Source organism: Brevundimonas pondensis (assembly GCF_017487345.1).
Classification (GTDB): Bacteria; Pseudomonadota; Alphaproteobacteria; order Caulobacterales; family Caulobacteraceae; genus Brevundimonas; species Brevundimonas pondensis.
In genome coordinates, this window is record NZ_CP062006.1 from 2,243,622 (window position 1) to 2,268,607 (window position 24,986).

The following is a 24,986-nucleotide window of genomic DNA, read 5'->3' on the forward strand; positions in this document are numbered from 1 at the left end:
GCGAAGTCTAGAGCAGGCTCGGGTGGGTGACGACGGCCTTGGGCAGGCTGATCAGGATGCGCGTGCCTTTTCCATCCTGAATCGGGCTGGCGGCGGCGATGCGGCCGTTCATGGCCTCGACGAAGCCCTTGGCGATGGCCAGGCCGAGGCCTGCGCCCTTGCTCCGGTCAGACGGCTCCTCCATGCGGCGAAACTTGTCGAAGACGCGCTCCAGCTCGGCGGTGGGGATGCCCTGGCCCTCATCCTCGATGGAGATGACCACCGCACCCCGGTCCTCATAGGCGGCCAGTTCGACGGTCGAGCCGTCGGGGCTGTAGGCCACGGCGTTTTCAAGGATGTTCACGAGCGCCTGCTCCAGCAGCCCCTGATCCACCATGACCAGGCTGAGCTGGGCCGGGAAGTCGCGGGTCATTTTCCGCCCGCCCAGACGCCGCGCCACCCGTTTGCCCGCCGCGTTCAGCACATCGCGCACGTCGACCCAGTCGGCGCGAATGTTCAGACCGCCGCCCTCCAGCCGGGTCATGTCCAGCAGGTCGCCGACATAGCGACTGAGCCGCTCGGCCTCCTCGCGGATCGACAGCAGCAGGTCGGCGCGCACGGCCGGCGTCAGCTTGTCGCCCAGGTCGATCAGCGTCGTCGAGGCGCCCAGCACCGTGGACAGGGGCGTCCGCAAATCATGGCTGACCGAGTTCATCAGCGCGCCCCGGAAACGGTCGGTGCGACGCAGGGTCTCGGTCTCGACCGCCTGCCCGGCCAGGTCGGCGCGCTCGACCGCCACGGCGCCCTGATCCAGCAGGGCCAGGGCCAGTTTTTCCTCGTCCGAACCGGGCGACAGGGCCGCCGCCTCGATCCCCGCCACGCCCGCCCGGTCGCGCACGCCCTGCAGGGGCCGGAAAGTCCAGCGCGCCTGCGGCAGGGTTCCGGTGCCGTGGCCCGCCGGTTCGCCCTTCTCCCAGGCCCAGCGGGCGGCGGCCATGGCCTCGGCGTCCAGCGCCGCCTTGGTCGGCGCGCCCGCGATCAGGGTCAGTTCGTCGTTGAGGGGCAAAAGGACCACAGCCCCCGCTCCGGCCGCCGCCGCCGTCTGTTCGGCCAGGATGCGCGCGGCGGCGGCGCGGTCGCCCACCCCGGTCAGCCTCTGGCTGGCGGCCAGCAGGGCCGAGACCGCCGAGGCGCGGCGCTGGGCCGCCCTGGCCTGCTCGCGCACGCGCCCGGCCAGGACGCCGGTCGTCAGGGCCACGGCCCAGAAGACGATCAGGGTCAAAAGGTCGGTCGGCGAGCCGATAGCGAAGCTGTAGCGCGGCTGAAGAAACAGGAAGTTGTAGGTCAGGAAGGCCAGCGTCGCCGCCGCCAGCGCCGGACGCAGGCCATAGAGCACCCCCGCCGCCAGCACCGCCGACAGGTAGATGACGCCCAGATCAACCCGCTCGAAGGTCCGGTCCAGCAGCAGGGCGAGGCCCGTCGCCGCGACGACACAGGCCGCGCCGACGGCATAGCCGCGCCAGCCGCCGGTCAGGACCATGCGCGGCTCGCGCAGGGTCTTCTCCTCCAGATCGGCTCCATCGGTAATGACGTGGACCGCCACCCCGCGCGCCTGGCGCAGCAGTTCGGCGGCCAGCGACCGGCCCAGCCATTCGGACAGGCGGCTGTCGCGGCCCTTGGCCAGAACGATCTGGGTGATGTTGTTCTGATGGGCGTGGTCCATGACGGCGCGCACCACGTCGTCGCCGCTCAGGACCACCGTGCGCCCGCCCAGTTGCTCCGCCAGCTTCAGCGCATCCGACAGCTTGCCCGCCGAGCCGACGCCGTGGCGTGCGCCCGAGGGCCGATCGACGTGGGCCACGGTCCAGGGCGCGTCCATCATCATGTCCGACAACCGCCGCCCGGCGCGGACCAGGGGGGCGGCCATGGCGTCGCCGCTGACCAGCACCAGGATCCGCTCCCCCGCCGCCCACGGCCCCGGCACCCCCTGTTCGCGCAGGCGGGCCACCAGTTGATCGTCCACCGTCTGGGCCGCGCGGCGCAGGGCCAGTTCGCGCAGAGCTGTCAGATTCTCGACCTTGAAGAAGTTGTCCGAAGCCAAACGCGCCGTCTCGGGCACATAGACCTTGCCCTCGGCCAGGCGCTTCCGCAGCTCCTCGGGCGTGATGTCCACCACCTCGATGTCGTCGGCGCGCGACAGGGCGCTGTCGGGCACGCTTTCACGCTGGCGCACCCCGGTGATACGCAGCACCACGTCCGACAGGCTTTCCAGATGCTGGACGTTCAAGGTGGTCCAGACGTCGATCCCGGCGTCCAGGATCTCCTCCACGTCCTGCCAGCGCTTGGGATGGCGCGAGCCGGGGGCGTTGGAGTGGGCGTATTCATCGACCAGCAGCAGGCCGGGGCGGCGCGCCACGGCGCCGTCGAGATCGAACTCCAGCAGGGTCCGGTCGCGATAGGCGATGGGGTTGCGGGCCATGACCTCCAGCCCGCGCAGCAGGCTCATGGTCTCCTTGCGGCCATGGGTTTCGACCACGCCGACGACCACGTCGTCGCCTTCCGCCTTTCGGCGGCGGGCGGCGCGCAGCATCTCATAGGTCTTGCCGACCCCGGGCGACATACCCAGAAAAACCTTCAGCCGCCCACGCTTGCGCGGGGCGGCCGGGGTCTTGTCCGTCGGGAGCATGGACGGCGCCATCAGCCCTCCGCGGCAGGGCGCGCAAAGCGAGCGTCCAGCGCCCGGTTGGTCAGCAGCACATTGACGCGCGGCTGACCCAGAACGCCGAACGTGCGGCCTTCGACGTGCTGTTCGACCACCTCGCGCACCTGCGCCTCTCCAATCCCGCGCGCCCTGGCGATGCGGGCGATTTGCAACCTAGCGTAGGCCGGAGAGATATGCGGGTCGAGGCCCGAGGCCGAGGTCGTCACGGCGTCGGCGGGGACGACCGCCTTGCCCGCCTCGACCCGCAGTTTTTCAGCATCGGCCTTGACCCGCGCGATCAGGTCCGGGTTCAGCGGACCGAGGTTGGAGCCGGACGAGGCGGCCGCGTCATAGCCGTCGCCCGCCGCCGAGGGGCGCGGGTGCAGATAGCCGGGCTGGCTGAACGTCTGGCCGACCAGGGCCGAGCCGACCACCTGGCCCGCCTTGTCGCGAACCAGACTGCCGTTCGCCTGATCCGGGAAGGCGGCCTGGGCCACGCCGGTCACGGCCAGGGGATAGGCGACGCCGAGGACACCGGTGAACAGGGCGATCATCACGACCGCCGGACGGATATGGCTCAACATCAGAAGACCGCCTTCAGGCTGGCTGCGACGCGGCTGTCATAGCTGGAGCCGAAGCCGTGCTCATCGGTGTCGAAATAGCGGACGTCCAGCGCCAGATGATCGGTCAGCTGATAGGCCGCGCCCAGGTTCCAGGTGGTGTAGTCGAAGTCGGACGACACCCACTGACGGCCCACCGCCGCCGAGATCGTCCACTTGTCCGCCGGGCTGATCGCGCCGTTGATCTCGGCATAGGTCGCCTCGTCCTCGGACGCGCCGAAGAAGTCCGGCGAGTAGTAGATCGCCGCCCCCAGGGTCGCCGGGCCGACGGCGCGCGAGGTCGCGGCTTTCAGCTCCACATAGTCGTAGTCGGCGCCGTCCGGCTGGCCGGCGTAGAAGTAGCTGACCACGCCGAAGTCCCAGTTGAAGCCGCCGAACTCGGGCCGGACCCCGGCGTAGAGGTCGATCTCGGCCTCAGTGTCGGCGTCCCCGGTGAAGGCGACGTTTCCGACCCAGGCCCCGGCGTAGAAGGCTCCTTGCGTCACATCGACCCCGGCCGAGACGGCGGGATCGCCTTCGGTCTGGCTGACGCCGCGGAAGACATAGTCGCTGGCGACTGCGGCGTTGAAGGCGAAGTCGGGACCCGCCTTCTCCTCGGCCTTGGCCGGCGCGCTGCACAGGCCCAGGGCGATGATGGCGACCAGACAGGCGCCGCCGAACAGGGCGTCGTTGGAGCCCGAGGCTTTGGAGAGGTTACGTTTACGCATGACGGTTTTTCCTTGGTCGCTCAGGGCGGGCTTCAAGCCAGGCCGAGGGCGGAGATGACGATGTCGATGAGCTTGATGCCGACGAAGGGGGCGATCAGACCGCCCAGGCCGTAGATCAGCAGGTTGCGGCCCAGCAGCTTGCCCGCCCCCACGGCGCGGTATTTCACCCCGCGCAGCGCCAACGGGATCAGGGCGATGATGACCAGGGCGTTGAAGATGACCGCCGACAGGATGGCGCTCTCCGGGCTGGACAGCTTCATCACGTTCAGCGCCGCCAGCGACGGCAGACCGACCACGAACATGGCCGGGATGATGGCGAAATACTTGGCCACGTCGTTGGCGATCGAGAAGGTGGTCAGGGCGCCGCGCGTGATCAGCAGTTGCTTGCCGACCTCGACGATCTCGATGACCTTGGTCGGGTCGCTGTCGAGATCGACCATGTTGCCGGCCTCGCGCGCGGCCTGGGCCCCGGTCTGCATGGCCACGCCGACGTCGGCCTGGGCCAGGGCAGGCGCGTCATTGGCGCCGTCGCCGCACATGGCGACCATGCGTCCCTTGGCCTGCTCCGCCTTGATCAGGCGCATCTTGTCCTCAGGCGTGGCCTCAGCCAGGAAGTCGTCGACCCCGGCCTCGGATGCGATGGCCGCCGCCGTCACCGGGTTGTCGCCGGTGATCATGACGGTCCGCAGCCCCATGCGACGCAGGTCGGCGAAGCGGGCCTTCACCCCCGGCTTGACCACGTCCTTCAGGTGGATGACCCCGACCAGGACGTCGTTTTCGGTCACGGCCAGGGGCGTGCCGCCCGAACGGGCGATGCGGTCCACAGCGGCGCGGAACTCAGGCGCAGCCTCCGCCTCGGCCAGACCCAGCGACTTCAGCACGGCGTCGACCGCCCCCTTGCGCCACGACTGGCCGCCCGCCTCCAGACCCGACTGGCGGGTCACGGCGCTGAACGGAATGGTCTTAGCCCCTTCAGGCAGGTCGCCCGTCACCCCGGCGTTGCGGCCCAGTTCGACGATGGAGCGGCCTTCCGGCGTCTCATCGGCCAGGGAGGCCATGACCGCGGCCCGCATCACTGCGTCAGGACGCACGCCCGGCACGGTGATGACTTCCGTGGCCATGCGGTTGCCGAAGGTGATGGTGCCGGTCTTGTCCAGCAGCAGGGTGTCGACGTCGCCCGCCGCCTCCACCGCCCGGCCCGAGGTGGCCAGAACATTGACCTTCAGCAGCCGGTCCATGCCGGCGATGCCGACAGCGGACAGCAGGCCGCCGATGGTGGTCGGAATCAGGGTGATGAACAGGGCGCCCAGGACGATGGGGTCCAGCTTGATCCCCGTATAGGCGCCCAGACCCAGCAAGCTGGCCACCGCGATCAGGAAGACCAGGGTCAATCCTGCCAGGAGTACGGACAGGGCCAGTTCGTTCGGCGTCTTGCGACGGTCCGCGCCCTCGACCATGGCGATCATGCGGTCGAGGAAGGTGGCGCCGGGGGCCGAGGTGATGCGGACCTTGATCCAGTCCGACACCACGGTGGTGCCGCCGGTGACGGCCGAGCGGTCGCCGCCGCTTTCGCGGATGACGGGGGCGCTTTCGCCGGTGATGGCGGCCTCGTTGACCGAGGCGACGCCCTCGATGATCTCGCCGTCCGAGGGGATGACGTCCCCGGCCTCGACCAGGACGATGGAGCCGATCTCCAGCTCCCCCGCCGGCGTCGGGACCACCGTTCCGGTCTTCGGATCGACGATCAGCTTGGCCTTGGTGGTGACGCGGGTGGCGCGCAGGCTGTCGGCCGCCGCCTTGCCGCGCCCTTCGGCGATGCTTTCAGCGACATTGGCGAACAGGACCGTGGCCCACAGCCACAGGGCCAGCTGGACGGCGAAACCCGCCGCCTGGCCCGTCGCCACGGCGGCGACCGCCGAGACGCTGGCCAGCAGGGCGACGATCCAGGTGGCGAAGATCACCGGGTTGTTGAGCAGCTTGGTCGGGTTCAGCTTGACGACGGCGTCGCCGAGCGCCCGGCCGAGCATGGCCCCGGTCAATCCGCCCGCGACGGGCGAAGAGGACACTCTTGGGGAGGATGGGGAGCTCGACGGATCGAGCGTGACTTGGGTCATGACGGATATCCGATCAGAACCGGGCCACGACCTGGAGCATATCGAAATGCTCCACGATCGGACCCAGGGAAAGGGCGGGGAAGAACTGCAGACCGCCGAGGATCAGGATCACCCCGATCAACAGGCCGATGAACAGCGGGCCATGGGTCGGCAGAGTGCCGGTCGAGGGCGCCAGCCTCGGTTTGGCGACCAGAGCCCCGGCGACGGCCAGAACCGCGACGGCGGGCACGAACCGGCCCAGCAGCATGGCCAGACCCAGGGTGGTGTTCCACCAGGGGGCATTGGCGGTCAGACCCGCAAAGGCCGAACCGTTGTTCCCCGTCGCCGAGGTATAGGCGTAGAGGACCTCGGACAGGCCGTGCGGCCCCTTGTTCAGCAGACCGGCCAGAGCCTCGGGCAGGACCGCCGCGACGGCCGAGAAACCCAGCACCGATAAAGGCACGACCAGGACCGCCAGCATGGCGAACTGGATCTCGCGCGCCTCGATCTTCTTGCCCAGGTATTCCGGCGTGCGGCCGACCATCAGGCCCGCCACGAAGACCGCCAGCATGGCCATCAGCACCATGACCGCGACGCCCGAACCGATCCCGCCGGGCAGGATCTCGCCCAGCTGCATCAGGAACATGGTCACGGCGCCGCCCAGCGGCATATAGCTGGCGTGCATGGAGTTGACCGAGCCGTTCGAGGCGCCGGTCGTCTGGGCCGCCCAGGCGACGGAGGACGGCACGCCGAAGCGGACCTCCTTGCCCTCCATGTTTCCGGCGGACGTATCGACCCCAGCGGCGACCAAGGCGGGCGCGGGCTGGCTTTCGATGACATAGAGGGCCGAGGCCGCGCCCCCCAGAAGAATGACGGCGGCGACGGCCAGGGCGCGAACGTCCTTCTTGGCCAGGACGCTGCGGCCGAAGGCGAAGAAGGCCGCCCAGCCCATGACGTTGATGCAGACCGCCGTGATCAGGGTGGTCAGAGGGGTCGGGTTCTCCAGCGGATGGGCCGAGTTGACGTTGAACACGCCGCCGCCGTTGATGCCCAGCTGCTTGATGGCCAGCTGGCTGGCGGTCGGGAACAGGCTGATGGTCTGCGAGCCGCCTTCCAGCGTCGTCGCCTGGGTCGAGGCCGCCAGCGACTGAACCACGCCCAGACCGGCCAGAACCACCGCCACGATGAAGGCGATCGGCAGCAGGACATAGAGGCTGGTGCGCGTCAGGTCGGCCCAGAAATTGCCCAGTCCCTCGCCGCGATTGGCGATGAAGGCGCGGGCCAGGGCGGCGGCGATGGTCGCCCCGGTGGCCGCCGAGACGAAGTTCTGCACCGTCAGGCCCACCATCTGGGTGAAGGTCGAGACGGTCGTCTCGCCGCCATAGCTCTGCCAGTTGGTGTTGGTGACGAAGCTGACGGCGGTGTTGAAGGCCAGATGCGGGCTCAGGCCGTCGAACCCCTGCGGGTTCATCGGCAAAATACCTTGGAGCCGCAGCAGGCCGTAAAGCAGCAGGAAGCCCGCCAGATTGAAGACCAGCAGGGCGCCGACATAGCCCAGCCAGCCCTGACTGCGGCCCGGATCAACCCCGGCGGCGCGATAGAAGAGGCCCTCGACCGGCTTCAGCATCGGGTCCAGCCAGGTGCGCTCGCCGTTCCAGACACGCGACATATAGACCCCGATCGGCCAGCCGAGCACGACGGCGAGACCGAGGGTCAGGGCGATTTCCGCCCAACCTTGAATATTCATGAGATGGCGGCTCCGCTCAGAACCGCTCGGGGCGCAGCAGGGCCGCGACCATGTAGCCGGCGATGACCAGGGCGCCGACGCCCCACAGGACGTTCAGCCACATGATCACAACCTCTTCAACGCAACAGCGAGGGCGGCGAAGACCAGAAAGGCCCCGCCGCCGATCGCCAGAAAGATCACATCGGCCATGCCGAAGCCTCCAGCTCAGTTAGAGCCGGAAGAGACGCCTTAACAGCGTAAGCGGGCCATGCGGAAAATCTGGCCGCGTATAAGGCGCATATAAAGAAAGCCGTTCACGCGCATGGTGCGCGCACCGCGCCTCAGCCCTTCAAGCCGCGCAGCATCAGTTCATGACGGTAGGCGGCCACGTCGGCCAGGGCCGCGTCCAGCGCGGTTTTCACCCTTTCCAGGCCCACCGCCGCCAGGGCCTGTTCACCGTGTTCGACACTCTGGCAAACCGTCGCCAACTCATGCGCGCCAATGCCCGCGCCCGCGCCACGGATGGTGTGAACCGCATCGCGCCACCCCTCGAACGTCGGATCAAGCATGGGCGCCCACAGCGCCGCCTGCTGTGCAAACAGGCCCAACACCTCCTCGGTGATGTCGTCCATGCCACCCGTCATGGCCTCGAGGACGGCGAAGTCCACCGCCCCCGTCAGATCGCGCCGCGCCATCAGGCTTCCGGGCTCTTGGCCAGGCGAGCGTTCTTCGACGACCACAGCAGATAGATGGCCAGGCCGAACAGGTTCCACAGCAGGAAGTAGAGCTGGGTCGAGGCCTTCAGGCTGAAGAAGAAGACGATGCAGCCGACGATGGCCACGCCACCGACCAGCCACCACAGCGGCGCCTTGAACTTGCGCTCGCGGTTCGGCTCGCGGACGCGCAGGACGATCAGGCTGATCCCCACGGCCATGAAGGCCATCAGGGTGCCGGCGTTGGCCAGGGAGGCCAGTTCGTCCAGACGCATGATCCCGGCCAGGATGGCCACGACGATGGCCGTGAAGAGCGTGACCACGGTCGGCACGCCGCGGTTAGAGATCCTGGCCAGACGGTTGGGCAGCAGGCCGTCGCGGGCCATGCCCAGGAAGATGCGGCTCTGGCCGAACAGGAAGGCCAGAAGCACGGTCGGCAGGGCGATGACGGCGGCGGCGGCGATCCACTGGGCGGCGACGCCCTGGCCCAGACCACGCATGATCAGCGACAGAGGCTCGGGGCTGTCCGAGAAGCTGGCGACGGGCGCGGCGCCGATCGCGGCGGCGGCGACGACGATATAGAGGACGGTGCAGACCACCATCGAGCCGATGATGCCGATGGCCAGGTCGCGCTCAGGCTTCTTGGTCTCCTCAGCCGCCGTGGCGATGGCGTCAAAGCCGTAGAAGGCGAAGAAGATGATGGCCGCCGCCGCCATGACGCCCGTCTGGACGAAGGGCGCGCCAAAGCCATGCGGCATGAAGGGCGTGAAGTTGGCGGCGTCGAAGTGCGGCAGGGCGATGGCGACAAAGGCCACCAGGGCGGCGATCTTCACCAGCACCAGCACCGCGTTCAAGGTCGCGCTCTCCTTGGTGCCCATCAGCAGCAGGCCCGTCACCACGGCGATGATGAAGACGGCCGGCAGGTTGATTAGACCGCCTTCGACGTGCGGGCCGACCGTCAGGGCCAGCGGCAGGTCAATGCCCAGCCCGGCCAGGAAGGGAATGGCGTACCCCGACCAGCCCACGGCCACCGCCGAGACGACCAGCGAGTATTCCAGGATCAGGCTCCACCCCACGACCCAAGCGAAGATCTCGCCCAGCGAGGCATAGGAATAGGTATAGGCGCTGCCCGAGGCGGGCATGATGGTGGACAGCTCGGCATAGGCCAGGGCGGCGCAGGCGCAGACCAGACCGGCCAGGGCGAAGCTGATCAGCACGGCCGGTCCTGCCAGACCGGCGCCGACACCGATCAGGGTCAGGATGCCGGTGCCGACGATGGCGCCGACGCCGAGGGCCATCAGGTGCGGCCAGCTGAGGGTTTTCTTCAGCGCCGGCCCTTCATGCGGGGCCAGCATCGCATCGATCGACCGCCGACGGTTCCAGAACGCCATATGTGTAATTTCCTCGTGCCGCGTCTTTCGGCGGCTGATTCCGGCCGCGACCTTAGCGCGCAGAACAAACTTTAGAAAATCCCACAATCAGCCCTTGCGCGTCCCCGGCATCCTGAGTATTAGGACGGCCCTTCCGGCGGCCCAGCGCCTTCCGCGAAGGACCGGCGCCATACCAAGGGCGCAGACGACGGTACGGGTGATTAGCTCAGTTGGTAGAGCAGCTGACTCTTAATCAGCGGGTCCACAGTTCGAACCTGTGATCACCCACCATCGTCTCTCCATCCAGCTTCAGGCGAACTGTTCCCTTTCCGGGGAAAGCTCCTGCGCGGGTCTCAGCCTGGCGAGAAGACGGAGTTCAGCCTCTTTCCAAGACGCCTTGTCGCAGGCAGGAAGAAAGCTCTGCGTTTCTCCCTCCCCCTCTGGTGCGCCTCATGCCCTCTGGACTTATGGCCCTGATCGATGATGTCGCGGGCATCGCCAAACTGGCGGCGGCCTCCATCGACGATATCGGCGCCGCCTCGGGCAAGGCCGCCGGCAAGGCAGCGGGCGTGGTGGTCGACGACGCGGCCGTGACGCCGAAATACGTGACCGGCCTGTCGCCCAGCCGCGAACTGCCCATCATCGGCAAGATCGCCGTAGGTTCCATCCGCAACAAGCTGTTGCTGATCCTGCCCGTCGCCCTGTTGCTGACCGCCTTCGCGCCCTGGGCCATCACGCCCCTGCTGATGTGCGGCGGCGCCTACCTCTGTTTCGAGGGAGCCGAAAAGGTGATGGAGATGTTCGCCGGGCACGAGGTTGAGGACAAGCCGGTCAGCGACGACCCCGCCCATCTGGAAAAGGCCACGGTTTCCGGCGCCGTGCGCACGGACCTGATCCTGTCGGCCGAGATCATGACCATCGCCCTGGCCGACGTCGCCGATGCGCCGCTGGCGACGCAAGCCGGCGTGCTGATCGTGGTTGGCCTGGCCATGACCGTGGCCGTCTATGGCGCGGTCGGCCTGCTGGTGAAGCTGGACGACATCGGTCTGCACATGGCCGGGCGCGCCTCGAAGTCCAGCCGCGCGATCGGGCGCGGCCTGGTCAAGTCCATGCCGGGCGTCTTCTCGTCCCTGTCCGTCATCGGCACCGTGGCCATGCTGTGGGTCGGGGGCGGCATCCTGGTGCACGGCACGCACACGCTGGGTCTGGCCTGGCCGGCGGAGCCGGTCGAGCATCTGGCCCACGCGGTCGGCGCCCTGGCCGGGCCGCTGGCCGGCGCGGCAAGCTGGACGACCACGGCCCTGCTGTCAGGCCTTCTGGGCCTGGTCGTCGGCGGGGTCCTCGCGGTCCTGCTGCATCAGGTCCTGCGGCTATTCGGGCGGGGCGCGCACTAGCCAGTCGGCGTCAGGTGACCTGACGCTTCTCCAACTTCCGGGCCAGGGTGCGGCGATGCATGCCCAGGCGACGCGCGGTCTCCGAGATGTTGAAATTGGTCTCGGCCAGAACCTCGTGGATGCGCTCCCACTCCAGGGTCTTGATCGAGGTGGGTCGGGCGCTGAGCGCGGCGTCAGGGTCGCCGTCCTGACGGGCGAAGGCGGCCTCGATCTCATCCGTGCCGGCGGGCTTGGCCAGGTAGTGGCGCGCGCCCAGCTTGATCGCCTCGACGGCGGTCGCGATACTCGCGAACCCGGTCAGGACCACGATGTCCAACTCGGGATCGAAGGCGTGCAGGGTCTGGACGCAAGTCAGGCCCGAAGCCGCCCCCAGCTTCAGATCCACCACGGCGTAACGGGGATGATGCACCTGCAGCAACTCGACCAGCTGCTCGTGACTGCGGGCCGATACGACTTCATAGCCGCGCCGCTCGAACGACTTGCGCAGGGTCTTGGCGAAGGCCTCGTCGTCCTCGACGATCAGCAATTGACGAGGGGCGTCGGTCAGGTCGGTCATTTCGGAGCCAAAGCCTCCAGGGGAAGGGTCAGGCGGACATTGGCGCCGCCGTCGCGTCGGTTGGCGGCGACGACGCCGCCGCCCAGCTTGCGCATCACATTGACCAGAAGGAAGAGCCCCAGCCCCGCCCCTGCCCTGCCCTTGGTCGACTGATAGGGCTGGCCCAGGCGCTCGAGGATCTCGGGCGTGAAGCCCGGGCCGTCGTCATTGAACTCAACCGACAGCAGGTCGCCTTCCAGCGTCGCAGCGATCACCATGCGCTCGGCCCCCGCCTCATGCGCATTGTCCAGCAGGGCGCTGAAGACCTGCTTCAGGGCCGGATCGGCGATGATGCGGGGATCACGAGGCGTCGGCGGCTTCAGCACCACGGCCATGGCGTCGCTGGACTTCTCGCGCCAGTCGGCGACGATCTCGGACAGGAAGCCGCCCAGGGTTGTGACGGTCGGCGCCTCGCCCCGCGCCTCGCCCGCCGACATCAGGATCCCGGTGACGATGGTCTTGCAGCGCTCGACCTCGGCCTGCATCTCGACAATGTCGGAGGTCAGGTCGGCGTCGGCGGTCAGGACCGGCATCCGCTTCCAGTCGCTGAGGATGACTGACAGCGAGGCCAGAGGCGTGCCCAGTTCATGCGCGGCGCCCGAGGCCAGCAGCCCCATGCGGACAATGTGATCCTGCTCCGCCGCCTGCTGGCGGGCGTCGGCCAGATAGGCGTCGCGCGCGCGCACGTTCTGGGTCGTACGGGTGACAAAGGCGACCAGAAGCACGGCGATCAGGATGAAGTTGACCAGGGCGCCGGCCTGGATCAGGCCCATGTGGGCGTCGGTGTCCGGCGGCAACAACAGCGTCTGGTGCCAGATCGCCAGAAAGGCCAGACAGCCGCTGGTGACCAGCACGAAGCCCCAGGCGTAGGGCGGTCGCAACAGCACCGCCGCCAGCACGATCTGCATAAGATAAAGGGCGGCGAAGGGATTGCTGGTCCCGCCGCTGAAGAAGAGCAGCCAGGTCAGAGCGGCCACATCCACGAACAGGGCCAGCATCAGCTCCGGGTCGGTCACGCTCTGCCGACGCAGGGTCACAGGCGCGCTGGCCAGATTCATCACCGCCAGCCCAGTCGGCGCCAGCAGCAGCATCCCCAGCGGCAGGGGAATCTTCAGCCCCCAGTGAACCACGGCGATGGTCATCACCTGCCCGATGACCGCCAGCCAGCGTAACTGGATCAGCAGCAACATGTTGCGCCGCCCCGCCGCGCCCGGCGACACCGGTGTCTCGGCCCGGTCGTCCAGGCCCAGAAGGCCTCGCGCGAAACCGGCCGCGCTCATCGCGCCGCTCTCCGGCGCTTTTCCTCACGCCAGAACAGGACGAAGCCCGCCGTCGACATCAGGGCCAGCCCGAACCAGGTCAGGGCGTAGATCAGGTGGCTGTTGGCGAAACGCACCACGGTCAGGCCGCCGCGCGGCCAGCCGCCGGGATTGGGCGCAGCATCGGCGTCGATGAAGTAGGACGCCACCGGCCCGGTCAGCCCCCTCGCCCTGGAGATTGCGGTCACATCGCGCGAGAACCAGCGGTCGCCCGCGGGATCATTGGCGCGCAGGAAGCCCCCGTCCGGTTCGCTGAGGCGCAGCAGGCCGACGACGGTGGCTTCCCCCTCGATCTGGCCCTCTGCACGATCGGCCGGCTTCTGACGCTCAGACGGGACGAAGCCCCGGTTGATCAGGACCGTGAACCCCCGGTCGGTCGTCAGCGGCGTGACAACCCAGTAGCCGGGGCCAAGGTCTGTCACGGCCTTCACCAGGGCCTCGCGCGAATGATCGAAGCGGCCGCTGACGACGACCCGACGATACTGATCGGCCTGACGCGTGACGACCTGATCGGGCGGCGGAGCGGCGACGGGCGCGGCGTGGATGCGCGCGTCGACCTGACGGATCAGGTCCTGCTTCCAGGCCAGCCGCTGCACCTGCCAGACGCCGAGCGCCGAGAAGCCCGCGAACAGAACCGCGAACATGACCGCGCCCAGGATCAGGACGGTCATGCTGCGCGGCGGCCGGACAGGTCGCGACGTCGGCTCTATGGCGCTTCTCCCCTGCTGGCCGTCAGGCTCAGCCCATGGTCTGCATGTCGTGGGTGGGCATCATGTTCGTGTTCAGGTGATACATCACCCAGACCGAACCGGCGACGGCGATCACCACCACGACGATGGTGAAGATCAGCGCCAGCATGTTCCACCCGCCCTCGGACTTGTGGTTCATGTGCAGGAAGAAGACCATGTGCACGATGATCTGGACCACGGCGAAGGCCGTGATGACCAGACCGGTCGTCTGAGGCGCCAGGGCCTCGGTCATGACCAGCCAGAACGGGATCGCCGTCAGCACGACCGACAGCAGGAAGCCGATCATATAGGTCTTGAACGAGCCGTGATCGTGGTCGTCGCCGTGGTGATGATCGTCGTGATGATGATCGACCGCGTGGTCGTTGTGGGCCTCGACGCTCATCGCAGCATCCCGAACAGATAGACGAAGGTGAAGACGCCGATCCAGATGACGTCTAGGAAGTGCCAGAACAGGCTGAGGCACATCAGCCGGCGCTTGTTGGCCGGGATCAGACCCTTGCGCCACACCTGCACCATCAGCGTGACCAGCCAGATGCAGCCGAAGGTGACGTGCAGGCCGTGGGTGCCGACCAGGAAGAAGAAAGCCGACAGGAAGCCGCTGCGCTGGGGCGTGGCGCCCAGATGGATCATGTGGGCGAACTCATAGAGCTCGATCCCCAGGAAGCAGAGACCGAAGACGCCGGTGATCGCCAGCCAGGTCTGCATCTGGGCCGTGCGGTTCTTGACCATGGCCAGCATGGCGAAGCCGTAGGTGATCGACGACAGCAACAGCATCGACGTGTTCAGCGCCACCAGCGGCAGGTCGAACAGGTCCTTGGGCGCGGGGCCGGCGGCGTAGTTGCCGCCGATCACGGCATAGACAGCGAACAGCATCGCGAAGATGAGGCAGTCGCTCATCAGATACATCCAGAAGCCCAGCATGGTGCTGTGGCCTTCCGGGTGATGCGGCTCCTCGACCGGGTGGTAGATCGGCCGCCCGGCCTCGTCGACGTAGTCAGGGTTCAGGGAAGCTGCGTGGCTCATCGGATCATCCCTTCGCCGCTGCGGCCGCCAGGGCCTTGGTGTGCGCGTCTTCCGTCGCCTGCACCGTTTCGGCCGGGATGTAGTAGTCGCGCTTGTAGTTGAAGGTGTGGAAGATGGCGTAGGCGATCAGGGCGAAGAAGCCGAGCGCCGCCAGCCACCACATGTACCAGATCAGGGCGAAGCCCACGATCGTCGACAGACCGGCCAGGATCACGCCCGCCCCCGTGTTGGACGGCATGTGGATGGCCTTGTAGCCGTCGGTCGGCCGCTCATAGCCGCGCGTCTTCATGTCCCACCAGGCGTCCGAGTCATGGATGATCGGCGTCTTGGCGAAGTTGTAATCCGGCGGCGGCGAGGAGGTGGACCACTCCAGGGTGCGACCGTGCCAGGGGTCGCCCGTCTCATCGCGCAGCTTGTCGCGGTTGAGGATCGAGACGGCGAACTGGATCAGCATGGCCAGGATGCCGACGGCGATGATGCCAACGCCGACCGCCGCGATGATGAACCAGATCTGGTAGGACGGATCGTCGAAGACCCGCATCCGCCGCGTCACGCCCATGAAGCCCAGGACATAGAGCGGGGCGAAGGCGACCCAGAAGCCGACCACCCAGCACCAGAAGCTGACCAGGCCCCACTTCTTGTCCAGCTTGAAGCCGAAGGCCTTGGGCCACCAGAAGTTGATGGCCGCGAACAGACCGAACAGCACGCCGCCGATGATGACGTTGTGGAAGTGGGCGATCAGGAACAGGGAGTTGTGCAGGACGAAGTCCGCCGGCGGCACAGCCAGCATGACGCCCGTCATGCCGCCGATCACGAAGGTCAGCATGAAGGCGACCGTCCACATCATCGGCAGCTCGAAGCGAATGCGGCCGCGGTACATGGTGAACAGCCAGTTGAACAACTTGGCCCCTGTCGGGATCGAGATGATCATCGTCGTGATCCCGAAGAAGGAGTTCACGGATGCGCCCGAGCCCATGGTGAAGAAGTGGTGCAGCCACACCAGGTAGGACAGGATGGTGATAACCACCGTCGCATAGACCATGGAGGTATAGCCGAAGAGCTTCTTGCCCGAGAAGGTCGAGGTGACTTCCGAGAAGACGCCGAACAGCGGCAGGATCAGGATGTAGACCTCGGGGTGGCCCCAGATCCAGATCAGGTTCACGTACATCATCGGGTTGCCGCCGAAGTCGTTCGTGAAGAAGTTGGTGCCCACGTAACGGTCAGCCGTCAGCAGGGCCAGAACCGCCGTCAGCACCGGGAAGGAGGCCACGATCAGGACGTTGGCGCACAGCGAGGTCCAGGTGAAGACCGGCATCTTCATCAGGCCCATGCCCGGCGCGCGCATCTTCACGATGGTCGCGATCAGGTTGATGCCGGACAGGGTGGTCCCCACCCCCGCGATCTGCAGGGCCCAGATATAGTAGTCCACGCCGACGCCGGGGCTGTAGCCGATGCCCGACAGCGGCGGATAGGCCAGCCAGCCCGTGCGCGCGAACTCGCCGATGAACAGCGAGGCCATGACCAGCACCGCGCCCGCCGTCGTCATCCAGAAGCTGAAGTTGTTCAGGAAGGGGAAGGAGACGTCGCGCGCCCCGATCTGCAACGGCACCAGATAGTTCATCAGACCGGTGATCAGGGGCATGGCCACGAAGAAGATCATGATCACGCCGTGAGCGGTGAAGATCTGGTCGTAGTGGTGGGCGTTCAGGTAACCCTCGGCCCCGCCGAAGGCCATGGCCTGCTGCAGACGCATCATGACCGCGTCGGCGAAGCCGCGCAGCAGCATGATGATCCCCAGGATCATGTACATGATGCCGATCTTCTTGTGGTCGACCGTCGTGAACCACTCGGTCCAGAGGTAGCCCCACAGCTTGTAGCGGGTGATCAGGCCCAGGGTCGCCAGGCCGCCCAGCACGACGACGGCGAAGGTGACGACCAGGATCGGCTCGTGGAATGGCAGGGCGTTCCAGTCCAGCCGGCCGAAGATCATGGATGCGATTTGCTCAATAGACATGTCGGTCAGGCGCTCAGGATTGGGACGCGGAGGCGTCGGCCGCGGTCGGCGCAGGAATACGGGGAGCGAAGGGCCAGCCGGTGGTGGCGGCGACTTCGGTGCGGGCGGCTTGCCCCGGACGGGCCAGCCCCATGCCCATGATCTGTTCGCTCGGAGCCGAACGAGTCATCTGCACGGCCAGCTCCTGACGGCGGCGGGCGGCGTCCACTGCGGCCTTCTCGGCCTCCAGCGGGGTGCAGACGGCCATGACGTAGGACTCGCCCGAACCCAGGACGGCCTGGCCGCGGCGGGCGTACTTGTCGTGGACCAGGGGCCAGGTGGCGTGGACGGCGGTCAGACCCAGGCCGCCCTTCTTGTCGATGGCCATCATCTCGCCCATGCACATCTTGCCCGGCTCGACGCACATGTTCAGCACGGCGTCGAACAGGCCTTCGTCGACCGAGGCGTAGTGAATGACCGGCACCTTCTCGCTGGGCTTTTCCAGCTCCAGATAGGTTTCACGGTCCAGGCTCCTGCTGTCGGCGCGCACGCCGGCGACCCACTGATCAAAGCCCGCCTGATCCAGACCGTGGAAGGCGAAACGCATGTTGGAGAAGCCGTCGCCGGAATAGTTGGCCGAGAAGCCGACGTATTCGCCCGGATGGTTGATGACGGCGTGCAGCTTGGTCTCCATGCCCGGCATGGCGTAAATCTGACCAGCCAGGGCGGGGATGTAGAAGGAGTTCATCACCCCCGTCGAGGTGATGTGGAAACGGATCGGCCGGTCCACCGGCGCGGCCAGTTCATTGACCGTGGCGATGCCGTATTCCGGGTAGATGAACAGCCACTTCCAATCCATGGCGACGACGTTGACCTGAAGCGGCTCGACGCCCTCGGCGACGGCTTGCCCCTTGTTGACCCGGTCCAGCGACCGATAGGGATCCAGCAGGTGGGTGCCCGACCAGGTGATCGCGCCCAGGCAGATGATGATCAGCAGCGGCGCAGCCCAGATCACCAGTTCCAGATGGGTCGAGTGATCCCAGTCCGGCTCGTAACGGGCTTCCTTGTTCGACTCCCGGTACTTCCAGGCGAAGAAGATGATCATGGCCATCACGGGGATGACGATGATCAGCATCAGCACCACCGACCAAACCAGAAGATCGCGCTGCTGCACCGCGATGTCGCCCGCGGGCGACAGGACAACAGCTTCACAGCCCGGCAGCAGGGCCAGGAGCGGCAATAGCAAGAGAGGTCGCAGGCGGCGCACGAAGGCTCCTGTCCGGAAATTGGGTGCTGGCTCGGTCATCGTGCGCGGCCCGTAGCGCCGCCCGCCAAATGGCGACATTGGACAATCCGTCCTATCCCCCCCGACGAGGATCGGGAGCAAATGGCCGCTTTCGTCATTCTTACCATGTCGGCGCGCGTGTCGCGCTCGGGTCCAGGGAACGTCATCGGTCATGAACGCCACCAGCGGCGCGCCTTCTTCAGAGTCCCTCGAACGGGACGCCAGCCAGATCAACGCGCGACACGGCAAAATCGACGCCGGAGAAATTGCGATCGGCGTGATCATCGGTCGCACGTCGGAATTCTTCGACTTCTTCGTCTATGCGATCGCCTCGGTCGTAGTCTTCCCGCAGCTGGTCTTCCCCTATGCGGGACCGCTGGGCGGGACCCTGCTGTCCTTCGCCGTCTTCGCCGTGGCCTTCATCGCCCGCCCGCTCGGCACGGCCCTGTTCATCGAGATCGACCGACGCTTCGGGCGCGGGACCAAGCTGACCATCGCCCTCTTCCTGCTGGGCCTATCGACGGTCTGCCTCGGCTTCCTGCCCAGCTATGATCAGGTTGGCCACTGGGCGGCGGTCATGCTGATCGTCCTGCGCATCGGTCAGGGCGTGGCTCTGGGCGGCGCCTGGGACGGCATGGCCTCGCTGCTGGCCGTCAGCGCGCCTGAGAACCGTCGCGGCTGGTACGCCATGGTGCCGCAACTGGGCGCGCCCTTCGGCCTGATCGTGGCCAGCGCCCTGTTCGCCTACTTCCTCAGCAAGCTGTCGGCCGCCGACTTCCTCGACTGGGGCTGGCGCTATCCCTTCTTCGTGGCCTTCGCCATCAACGTCGTGGCCCTGTTCGCCCGTCTGCGCATCGTGGTGACGCCCGCCTTCCAGGCCGCCTTCGAGACGCTGGAACTGCACCCTGCCCCGGTCACCAAGGCCGTGCGCGAAGAAGGCGGCGGCATCGTCATCGGCGCCTTCGCTCCTCTGGCCAGCTTCGCCATGTTCCACATGGTGACGGTCTTCCCGCTGTCCTGGGTCTTCCTCTACACGGAAGAATCCCCCAGCCGCTTCCTGATGATCGAACTGGTCGGCGCCGTCTTCGGCCTGATCGCCATCCTGGCCTCAGGCTGGCTGGCCGACCGTTACGGCCGTCGCGCCCTGCTGGCCGTCACCGCCGCCGGCATCGCCGCCTTCTCGGGCTTCGCGCCGCAGATGCTGGACGGCGGCCCCATGGGCGAACTGGCCTACATGATCCTGGGCTTCGTCCTGCTGGGCCTGTCGTTCGGCCAGGCCTCGGGCTCGATCGCCTCCAGCTTCAGCTTGGGGAACCGCTACACCGCCTCGGCCCTGACCTCCGACCTGGCCTGGCTGTTCGGCGCGGGCTTCGCCCCTCTGGCGGCTCTGGCCCTATCCGGCAAGTTCGGCCTGGTGGCGGGCGGCGGCTATCTGCTGTCGGGCGCCGTCTGCACCCTGCTGGCCCTGTGGCTGAACCGCGAACTAGGCCGCGGCCGGGCCGGCGCCAAGACCTGATGGTCAGACCTTCATGAGAAACGGAAAAGGGGCGGACCTGCAGGTTCCGCCCCTTTTTCATGCGCGCTTCAGGTCAACAAGGTTATCGCCAGTTTACAATAAGGCTTCAGTCCCCGCTAAGCCTGTCTGATCGCCTGAAGTTAAGAGGCGTTGCGTATCGTCGCTCTTGAAATCAAGGGTGATGAGGACGTCATGACCAAGTTGAAGTCGGCAAAACGCCGTACCCTGCTGGCGCTCGCCGCCGGCCTGACCGCCATGCTGGCGCCGCAAGTCGCCTCGGCCGGCCCGACCGCGGGCTATTCCTATCGCCTGAAAGCGACAGTGCCCGTGTCATGCTGGGTGCGCCCCAGCAGCACGGTCATGGCCGAAACCGGCCGCACCGGCTCTGTCGTCGAGGCCTGCAACAGCCCGGGCGGTTTCACCGTCTCGGCTCAATACCGCCCGCTCGGCACCAGCGAAAAGGCCAGGATCATCTACGGTGATCGCGCCCTGGACCTGGCCAAGACCGGGATGCTGGAGTTGCGCCGTTCCAATATGGCGACCATCCGCACCGTCGACTATCGCTTCGACGAGGTCGAACTGGACGAGCCCCTGATCCTGGCCCTGACCATCCAGCCGATCTGATCCCCTGATCTCCGACAACAAAAACGCCCCGCAGGATCTGCGGGGCGTTTTCGTATTCGGCAAACATCAAGGCGGCTGGCGCCGCCGCGATCAGATCGCGGCGACGGTGAAGGTCAGGATGTCGCTGTAATCCCCTGCCCGCTTGCCCGAGGTGTCGCCTATACGCACCGTCAGCGGGTAGTCGTCCCGACGCGCCTGGGCCGAAACCACGTCGAAGCTGTAGGGCGCGGTCAGGTTGACGTTCCGCGAACCCAGTTGCAGCCCATAGTCGATATACCAGGGCGTACCGGCCTGACGCAGGCGGCCCAGGTTCTGGGACGTAACCGACACGCGGTAGCCAGCGGTGCTGTGAACATAGACCGAGGTGTTAAGCGCGCGCGTCCCCTCGCTCAATTCGCCCAGGCTGATGGTCGGAATCCCGTTCTGGCGAGTGAACTCGCCCTTCAGGCCGATGATGGTGGCCGCCGCGGCCTCAAGCACCAGGGTCACCGGACGCTCGGCATGCACGTCGCCACTGGCGGCCTGCAAGGCGATGTAGGCGGTCTGGGTATAGCGGCCGTAGGGCAGATTGGCCGGCGGCTGCACGGCGACACGAATGCGCGCCAGTTCCCGTCCGTCTTTCGGCACGTGGATCTGGGAGCCGGTGACGATGCCGCTGGTTCCCGACCGCGGCGTCAGATCCGCGCCGCTCTGCTCGTCACGCATGACGTAGGGCACGCGCACCCGCGTTCCGGGCGCGCCCAGGCCGTACGGCTCACCGCGAAGCGAGACGTTGAAGCGACCGTTGCAGGGCGTCTGACCACTGTTGATCAGGGCCAGATCAAAATCGCGCACCGCAGAGTCGTCCTCCAGCGGATTGTAGCGAATGATCCACTGGTCGGCGCCGGGGTCCAGAGTCAGGTTGCACTTGGCCTGCGCCGAGGCCTGACCCGCCAGCGCCAGGGCGCCGAAGGCGACGGCGGCCGCCGTCAGGGTGGTGCGAAGGGATCCGGAGATCATGGTCATCTTCCTTCCAGTCATTCTTCCGGCACGTCGATCGGCAGGGTGACGGTCTGCATGTCCAGCAGACCTTCGTTGTCCGCCGGCACCGAGAACTCGAACCCGGCCGACGGGCTGGTGAACAGATCAACGCGATAGGTCTTGCCCGGCTTCAGCTTCTGAACGGCGAAACGGCCGACCGAGTTGGTGAAGAACAGTTCCGGCTCGGCGTTCGGTTCGTCGACCGGACGAACCCGCCCCGACAGCAGGGCCGCCGGGCGACCGCCGTTGCCGACGATGCGGCCCAGCGCCGAAACGAAGGCGTCGCTGCCGACCTGGACGGAATAGCCGCTCTTGTAGGTCGGCCGAACGCGCAGGATGCCTTCGCCGATGTCGTAGCCCAGCGGCGCATCGAGCACATCATAGCGTACCGACTGGTTCACATAGGAGGTCAGGGTGTTCGACAGAGCCGGCCCCAGGGCGCCGCTGCGGGCGGTGTAGTTCCCGCGCGCGAACGACTCGCCCACGATGACCGGGTGATCGCCAAGCGTTTCGTGTGGATAGACGATGGCGAAACTGTCGTAGATGTTGCGCCCCATCGCGACCTTGCCGCCCGTCGTGGCGATCGAGCTGCCGAGCCGCAAGGTGGTGACCTGTTCCTCGGTGATATTGCTGAAGGACTGGCCGAAGGTGGTGTGCGACAGGCTGGCGTCAAAGCGATTGCCGACATAGTCGACCTGACCCGACACCGTGCCGGGCCCGTCGTCATAGGTCGACTGGACCGAATAGCCCCACGACCCGACACGGTTCTCACTCGACTGCTGGAAGCGCACGCTGCCGGTGTTGCGCGCCGAACTGTAGCGCGCCTCGCCACGACGATCGTAGCGTGGCGACCAGATCAGGGCGACCGTGAAGCCGAAACCGTCGCGCGTCGTGCCGAAGGTATTGCCGTAATCCGTGTATTCGGCCCCGAACTGCAGTCCCCACTCCGGCGTCACGCGATAGGTGGTCGTCGCGCCGAGGGTATAGGAATCATCGAGGAAGGCGCTGCGGCTCATACGATAGGAGGCCGTGGCGTTAGCCAGCCAATCGGCCGAGAACCTGTGCGAATAGGCCCCCGTAAAGATCCACGAGATCGGATTCTGCGCCGTGGCGTTGCCCAGGCTGGCATAGTCCTCGGACGTGTAATCCGCCACGAAGGTCCAGCTGTCGTAGGTGTCGCCCTGATCGACCGCCAGATCGTAGCTCAGGGCGTAGGCGTAGCCGCCGCCGCGATCGCTGTTGCTGACCGAGGCGTCCAGACGCGCGCGCGCGCCGTTCTTCAGGATGATCTGGCTCTGACCGGTCAGGTTCTGCACCTGCTCCGACGCCTGCAGGCCAATGCCCAGGGCCGGTCGATTCTCGAAGGCCTTGCGCCAGTAGCCGGTGAAGGCCAGCTCGCCGTCATTGTACTCGGGCGATCCGAACAGACCCGTATTGGTCACGCCCAGATAGGCGCCGTACTCATAATCGCCTGGTTCAAGGTCGATGGCGTCCAGATAGGCGCTGTAGGCGACGGTTTCGGTACGACCGGACTCGTTCTGGATTTCCAGTTGGACGTCGTTCGACCCGGTTTCCAGCGGCAGGTTGGACAGGTCGTACTGACCCGGGTCCAGACGGAACTCGCGCACGAAGACCCCGTTGCGCAACACGCGAACCGTCGAGGCCTCCTGCAACACCAACTGGCGACCGCCGGCCAGGACGTTGTTGCGGAAACTCTCGAACCGCTGGCGCTGACGCGCGACGCCAACGCCGCCCATCTGGATATAGCCCTGGCGTCCGCGCGTTTCGGGATCCATGTCGCCCAGATACCAGCGACGGAAGGCCTCGGGCTCGTCATAGACAAAGCGGGCGTAGCGGCGATCCACTTCATAGTCGCCGGTGAACAGGTCCTCGCGTCCCTGAATATCCGTCTCGAAGACCAGGTGCTTGAAACGGACAGCGCCGTTCAGATAGACGCTCGGCGTCGCCACATCGCCCGTTGAATTACGGCGCTGCACCAGCATGTTGGTGTTCAGATAGGCCGAGAAATCCTCGGGCGCGACACCGGGCTCGTCCGGGCGACCACCCTGGAACAGGGACTCGATGGACCGCTTGGTCGGATCGATCCGCAGCACCAGAACCGCCAACTGGTCCGGGTCGTATTCCAGACGGATGCCCGTCGTGTTGATCTCTTCGGGTGCGAAGGACTCCACCCCCTCCAGGCGCGCCGCCAGTTCAGCCTGGGCCTCCGGCGTCAGCAAGGGATCGATCAGACGCTTGAAGCCCGCGCTTTCGACGATGAAGCGGTCGTCGCGCGTCAGCAGCACCGGCATCTCGCCCAGCACGCGCCGGTTGAAGTTTAGCGGCACCGTCATGGCGATGTCGCGATCATACGGGTTGATGTTCGGGCGCTGCTGCGCTGCATCGACCGGCGTGCCGCCTGCCAGATTCTGTTCGTTCTCAGCGCGCGCGGCCCCAGCCCCGGCCAGCATGGCCGCGACCAGAGCGATGCTGGACGCCGTTCCCCTGATGGTTTCCCCCCGCTTCCTCATCGCGCGAACCGCAGGCTCACAGGTTTGGCGGGATCCAGTTCAACGCCGGTCGGCACCTTGAAGGTCCGACGGCCGCCGCCGGGCGCCAGGTAGCCGACGCCGACGGTTTTGGACACTTCGTCACTGGTGTATTCGCGGCGGAAAGGTTGGCCCGCCTTGTCCGTGCCCTCGATCACCCAGGTGGCGCCGCTCATCAGGGCGTAGCGTTTGCCGCTGTTGGCGACGACGATTTCAACGCCCGGCTCGGCCGGAGGCTGGGCGACAGGCTGTCCGCCCGTCAGCGAGGGATCGATCTCGGGCGCGGGCGGCGTCACCATGGCGGGCTTGACCGATACGACCTCGACCTTGGGTTCCGCGCCGGGAGGCGCGACCACGATCAGGGCCTTCATGGTGTAGAGCACCTGCACCGCCACCGCGCCGCCGCCTTCCGGCACGTTGGGGTCGGTGGCGACCGGCAGCTGCTTCACCCACAGATAGTAGGCGCGCGACACTTCGATGGTTGGATCGCCGATCCACTGGACGCGTACGACCTGGCGGCCGCTGACAGGAACCAGGCCTTGCGGCGGGAAGACCAGGAAGTCCTCATCGGCGGGGGTTTCAACGATATTGCCGTCGGCGTCGATGTCCATGCGCGTGATGCGGGTCTCGAACGGCAGAGCGGCTGTTCCGACGTTGCCGACTTCGATCCGGGCAGCCGAACCGGCGCCTGACGTCGTCAGCTCGGACACCATGGGGGAAACCCGCATGGCCCATGCCGCCGTGATGAACAGCAGGCCCGCGACCAGCGCCGCCATGCCGCCGAAGAACCGCGTCATCCGCGGGAAACGCATGCCCCGTCGCACCATCACCGAACTCTTCCCCATATCCGTCGCCTGAGGCGACGTCCCGATTCCAGCCGCCCCCATGGCGACCTGGCCGTTTCACGCAAACTTCGCGCCAAGGGCGAAACCCCTGAAACCCTAACGACCAATGATCACTGAAAGGAAAACGCGCGGGCCGGCCCAAGCCGCCCCGCGCGCAATCCCTAT

General features: G+C 66.8%; 21 protein-coding genes and 1 tRNA gene. 4 read left to right on the forward strand and 18 right to left on the reverse strand.

The annotated features are described in order from the left end of the window. Window positions 1-7: 7 nt before the first annotated feature. From IFE19_RS11190 to IFE19_RS11225, 8 genes are all read right to left on the reverse strand, one after another. On the reverse strand, window positions 8-2,665 hold the full coding sequence (locus IFE19_RS11190; RefSeq protein ID WP_225910253.1) for a sensor histidine kinase: 2,658 nt from the start codon (window positions 2,663-2,665) through the stop codon (window positions 8-10). Window positions 2,666-2,676: 11 nt separating this feature from the next. Beyond that, on the reverse strand, window positions 2,677-3,264 hold the full coding sequence (kdpC, locus tag IFE19_RS11195) for a potassium-transporting ATPase subunit KdpC (RefSeq protein WP_207822333.1): 588 nt from the start codon (window positions 3,262-3,264) through the stop codon (window positions 2,677-2,679). Continuing rightward, window positions 3,264-4,007 (reverse strand): TorF family putative porin, encoded by a 744-nt coding sequence (locus IFE19_RS11200; RefSeq protein ID WP_207822335.1) that lies wholly within the window; start codon window positions 4,005-4,007, stop codon window positions 3,264-3,266. Before IFE19_RS11200 ends, kdpC begins: the two co-directional genes overlap by 1 nt. Window positions 4,008-4,039: 32 nt before the next feature. Next, complete coding sequence (gene kdpB / locus IFE19_RS11205) at window positions 4,040-6,034, reverse strand: potassium-transporting ATPase subunit KdpB (RefSeq protein WP_225910495.1); 1,995 nt, start codon at window positions 6,032-6,034, stop codon at window positions 4,040-4,042. 100 nt (window positions 6,035-6,134) lie between these two features. Continuing rightward, window positions 6,135-7,847, reverse strand: a complete 1,713-nt coding sequence (kdpA, locus tag IFE19_RS11210; protein ID WP_207822338.1) for a potassium-transporting ATPase subunit KdpA — start codon at window positions 7,845-7,847, stop codon at window positions 6,135-6,137. Between the two features lie 16 nt (window positions 7,848-7,863). After that, window positions 7,864-7,950 carry a potassium-transporting ATPase subunit F gene (locus IFE19_RS11215; protein ID WP_225910496.1) on the reverse strand — a complete coding sequence of 29 codons (87 nt, stop codon included), beginning with the start codon at window positions 7,948-7,950 and terminating at the stop codon, window positions 7,864-7,866. A gap of 217 nt (window positions 7,951-8,167) precedes the next feature. Beyond that, entirely contained in the window at window positions 8,168-8,521 is a 354-nt protein-coding gene (locus IFE19_RS11220) for an Hpt domain-containing protein (RefSeq protein WP_207822342.1), read from the reverse strand. Further along, window positions 8,521-9,930 (reverse strand): amino acid permease, encoded by a 1,410-nt coding sequence (locus IFE19_RS11225; protein ID WP_207822344.1) that lies wholly within the window; start codon window positions 9,928-9,930, stop codon window positions 8,521-8,523. The genes IFE19_RS11220 and IFE19_RS11225 overlap by 1 nt, the downstream gene beginning before the upstream one ends. A 194-nt stretch (window positions 9,931-10,124) precedes the next feature. On the opposite strand from IFE19_RS11225, the gene IFE19_RS11230 reads away from it, so the two are divergent. Beyond that, window positions 10,125-10,200, forward strand: a tRNA-Lys gene (locus tag IFE19_RS11230). Between the two features lie 161 nt (window positions 10,201-10,361). Further along, complete coding sequence (locus tag IFE19_RS11235) at window positions 10,362-11,303, forward strand: DUF808 domain-containing protein (RefSeq protein WP_207822346.1); 942 nt, start codon at window positions 10,362-10,364, stop codon at window positions 11,301-11,303. Between the two features lie 10 nt (window positions 11,304-11,313). Here IFE19_RS11235 and IFE19_RS11240 read toward each other — a convergent pair whose 3' ends face one another. The 7 genes from IFE19_RS11240 to cyoA all read right to left on the reverse strand — a co-directional run bounded on the left by IFE19_RS11240 (window position 11,314) and on the right by cyoA (window position 18,249). Next, window positions 11,314-11,850, reverse strand: coding sequence for a response regulator transcription factor (locus tag IFE19_RS11240; RefSeq protein WP_404822171.1), 537 nt, complete (start codon window positions 11,848-11,850; stop codon window positions 11,314-11,316). A gap of 5 nt (window positions 11,851-11,855) precedes the next feature. Beyond that, window positions 11,856-13,178, reverse strand: coding sequence for an ATP-binding protein (locus IFE19_RS11245; protein WP_207822351.1), 1,323 nt, complete (start codon window positions 13,176-13,178; stop codon window positions 11,856-11,858). Then, window positions 13,175-13,888, reverse strand: coding sequence for an SURF1 family protein (locus IFE19_RS11250; RefSeq protein WP_207822353.1), 714 nt, complete (start codon window positions 13,886-13,888; stop codon window positions 13,175-13,177). Before IFE19_RS11250 ends, IFE19_RS11245 begins: the two co-directional genes overlap by 4 nt. A 67-nt stretch (window positions 13,889-13,955) precedes the next feature. Continuing rightward, window positions 13,956-14,348 carry a cytochrome o ubiquinol oxidase subunit IV gene (gene cyoD, locus IFE19_RS11255; RefSeq protein ID WP_207822355.1) on the reverse strand — a complete coding sequence of 131 codons (393 nt, stop codon included), beginning with the start codon at window positions 14,346-14,348 and terminating at the stop codon, window positions 13,956-13,958. Beyond that, window positions 14,345-14,989: a cytochrome o ubiquinol oxidase subunit III gene (gene cyoC / locus IFE19_RS11260; protein ID WP_207822358.1), complete on the reverse strand. Its 645-nt coding sequence runs from the start codon at window positions 14,987-14,989 to the stop codon at window positions 14,345-14,347. Before cyoC ends, cyoD begins: the two co-directional genes overlap by 4 nt. Window positions 14,990-14,993: 4 nt before the next feature. Further along, entirely contained in the window at window positions 14,994-17,003 is a 2,010-nt protein-coding gene (gene cyoB / locus IFE19_RS11265; protein WP_404822127.1) for a cytochrome o ubiquinol oxidase subunit I, read from the reverse strand. A 13-nt stretch (window positions 17,004-17,016) separates the two neighbouring features. Then, on the reverse strand, window positions 17,017-18,249 hold the full coding sequence (gene cyoA / locus IFE19_RS11270; RefSeq protein ID WP_225910254.1) for a ubiquinol oxidase subunit II: 1,233 nt from the start codon (window positions 18,247-18,249) through the stop codon (window positions 17,017-17,019). Between the two features lie 190 nt (window positions 18,250-18,439). On the opposite strand from cyoA, the gene IFE19_RS11275 reads away from it, so the two are divergent. Further along, a complete protein-coding gene (locus IFE19_RS11275; RefSeq protein ID WP_207822362.1) occupies window positions 18,440-19,783 on the forward strand; it encodes an MFS transporter in 1,344 nt (447 codons plus the stop codon). Between the two features lie 192 nt (window positions 19,784-19,975). After that, window positions 19,976-20,407 (forward strand): hypothetical protein, encoded by a 432-nt coding sequence (locus IFE19_RS11280; RefSeq protein ID WP_207822364.1) that lies wholly within the window; start codon window positions 19,976-19,978, stop codon window positions 20,405-20,407. Window positions 20,408-20,497: 90 nt separating this feature from the next. On the opposite strand, the gene IFE19_RS11285 is transcribed toward IFE19_RS11280, so the two are convergent. The 3 genes from IFE19_RS11285 to IFE19_RS11295 are packed head-to-tail and all read right to left on the reverse strand — an operon-like array spanning window position 20,498 to window position 24,788. After that, window positions 20,498-21,406, reverse strand: a complete 909-nt coding sequence (locus IFE19_RS11285) for a hypothetical protein (RefSeq protein WP_207822366.1) — start codon at window positions 21,404-21,406, stop codon at window positions 20,498-20,500. Window positions 21,407-21,423: 17 nt separating this feature from the next. Continuing rightward, window positions 21,424-23,958 carry a fimbria/pilus outer membrane usher protein gene (locus tag IFE19_RS11290; RefSeq protein ID WP_207822368.1) on the reverse strand — a complete coding sequence of 845 codons (2,535 nt, stop codon included), beginning with the start codon at window positions 23,956-23,958 and terminating at the stop codon, window positions 21,424-21,426. Further along, entirely contained in the window at window positions 23,955-24,788 is an 834-nt protein-coding gene (locus IFE19_RS11295; protein ID WP_207822371.1) for a fimbrial biogenesis chaperone, read from the reverse strand. The genes IFE19_RS11290 and IFE19_RS11295 overlap by 4 nt, the downstream gene beginning before the upstream one ends. Window positions 24,789-24,986: the final 198 nt, after the last annotated feature.

What these genes read in the sequence shown, in the direction of transcription:
- IFE19_RS11190 (WP_225910253.1), bottom strand. Translation starts at nt 2,665, where the DNA reads ATGCTCCCGACGGACAAGACCCCGGCCGCCCCGCGCAAGCGTGGGCGG.
- kdpC (WP_207822333.1), bottom strand. Translation starts at nt 3,264, where the DNA reads ATGTTGAGCCATATCCGTCCGGCGGTCGTGATGATCGCCCTGTTCACC.
- IFE19_RS11200 (WP_207822335.1), bottom strand. Translation starts at nt 4,007, where the DNA reads ATGCGTAAACGTAACCTCTCCAAAGCCTCGGGCTCCAACGACGCCCTG.
- kdpB (WP_225910495.1), bottom strand. Translation starts at nt 6,034, where the DNA reads ATGCTCGGCCGGGCGCTCGGCGACGCCGTCGTCAAGCTGAACCCGACC.
- kdpA (WP_207822338.1), bottom strand. Translation starts at nt 7,847, where the DNA reads ATGAATATTCAAGGTTGGGCGGAAATCGCCCTGACCCTCGGTCTCGCC.
- IFE19_RS11215 (WP_225910496.1), bottom strand. Translation starts at nt 7,950, where the DNA reads ATGTGGCTGAACGTCCTGTGGGGCGTCGGCGCCCTGGTCATCGCCGGC.
- IFE19_RS11220 (WP_207822342.1), bottom strand. Translation starts at nt 8,521, where the DNA reads ATGGCGCGGCGCGATCTGACGGGGGCGGTGGACTTCGCCGTCCTCGAG.
- IFE19_RS11225 (WP_207822344.1), bottom strand. Translation starts at nt 9,930, where the DNA reads ATGGCGTTCTGGAACCGTCGGCGGTCGATCGATGCGATGCTGGCCCCG.
- IFE19_RS11235 (WP_207822346.1), top strand. Translation starts at nt 10,362, where the DNA reads ATGCCCTCTGGACTTATGGCCCTGATCGATGATGTCGCGGGCATCGCC.
- IFE19_RS11245 (WP_207822351.1), bottom strand. Translation starts at nt 13,178, where the DNA reads ATGAGCGCGGCCGGTTTCGCGCGAGGCCTTCTGGGCCTGGACGACCGG.
- IFE19_RS11250 (WP_207822353.1), bottom strand. Translation starts at nt 13,888, where the DNA reads ATGACCGTCCTGATCCTGGGCGCGGTCATGTTCGCGGTTCTGTTCGCG.
- cyoD (WP_207822355.1), bottom strand. Translation starts at nt 14,348, where the DNA reads ATGAGCGTCGAGGCCCACAACGACCACGCGGTCGATCATCATCACGAC.
- cyoC (WP_207822358.1), bottom strand. Translation starts at nt 14,989, where the DNA reads ATGAGCCACGCAGCTTCCCTGAACCCTGACTACGTCGACGAGGCCGGG.
- cyoB (WP_404822127.1), bottom strand. Translation starts at nt 17,003, where the DNA reads ATGTCTATTGAGCAAATCGCATCCATGATCTTCGGCCGGCTGGACTGG.
- IFE19_RS11275 (WP_207822362.1), top strand. Translation starts at nt 18,440, where the DNA reads ATGAACGCCACCAGCGGCGCGCCTTCTTCAGAGTCCCTCGAACGGGAC.
- IFE19_RS11280 (WP_207822364.1), top strand. Translation starts at nt 19,976, where the DNA reads ATGACCAAGTTGAAGTCGGCAAAACGCCGTACCCTGCTGGCGCTCGCC.
- IFE19_RS11285 (WP_207822366.1), bottom strand. Translation starts at nt 21,406, where the DNA reads ATGATCTCCGGATCCCTTCGCACCACCCTGACGGCGGCCGCCGTCGCC.
- IFE19_RS11290 (WP_207822368.1), bottom strand. Translation starts at nt 23,958, where the DNA reads ATGAGGAAGCGGGGGGAAACCATCAGGGGAACGGCGTCCAGCATCGCT.
- IFE19_RS11295 (WP_207822371.1), bottom strand. Translation starts at nt 24,788, where the DNA reads ATGCGTTTCCCGCGGATGACGCGGTTCTTCGGCGGCATGGCGGCGCTG.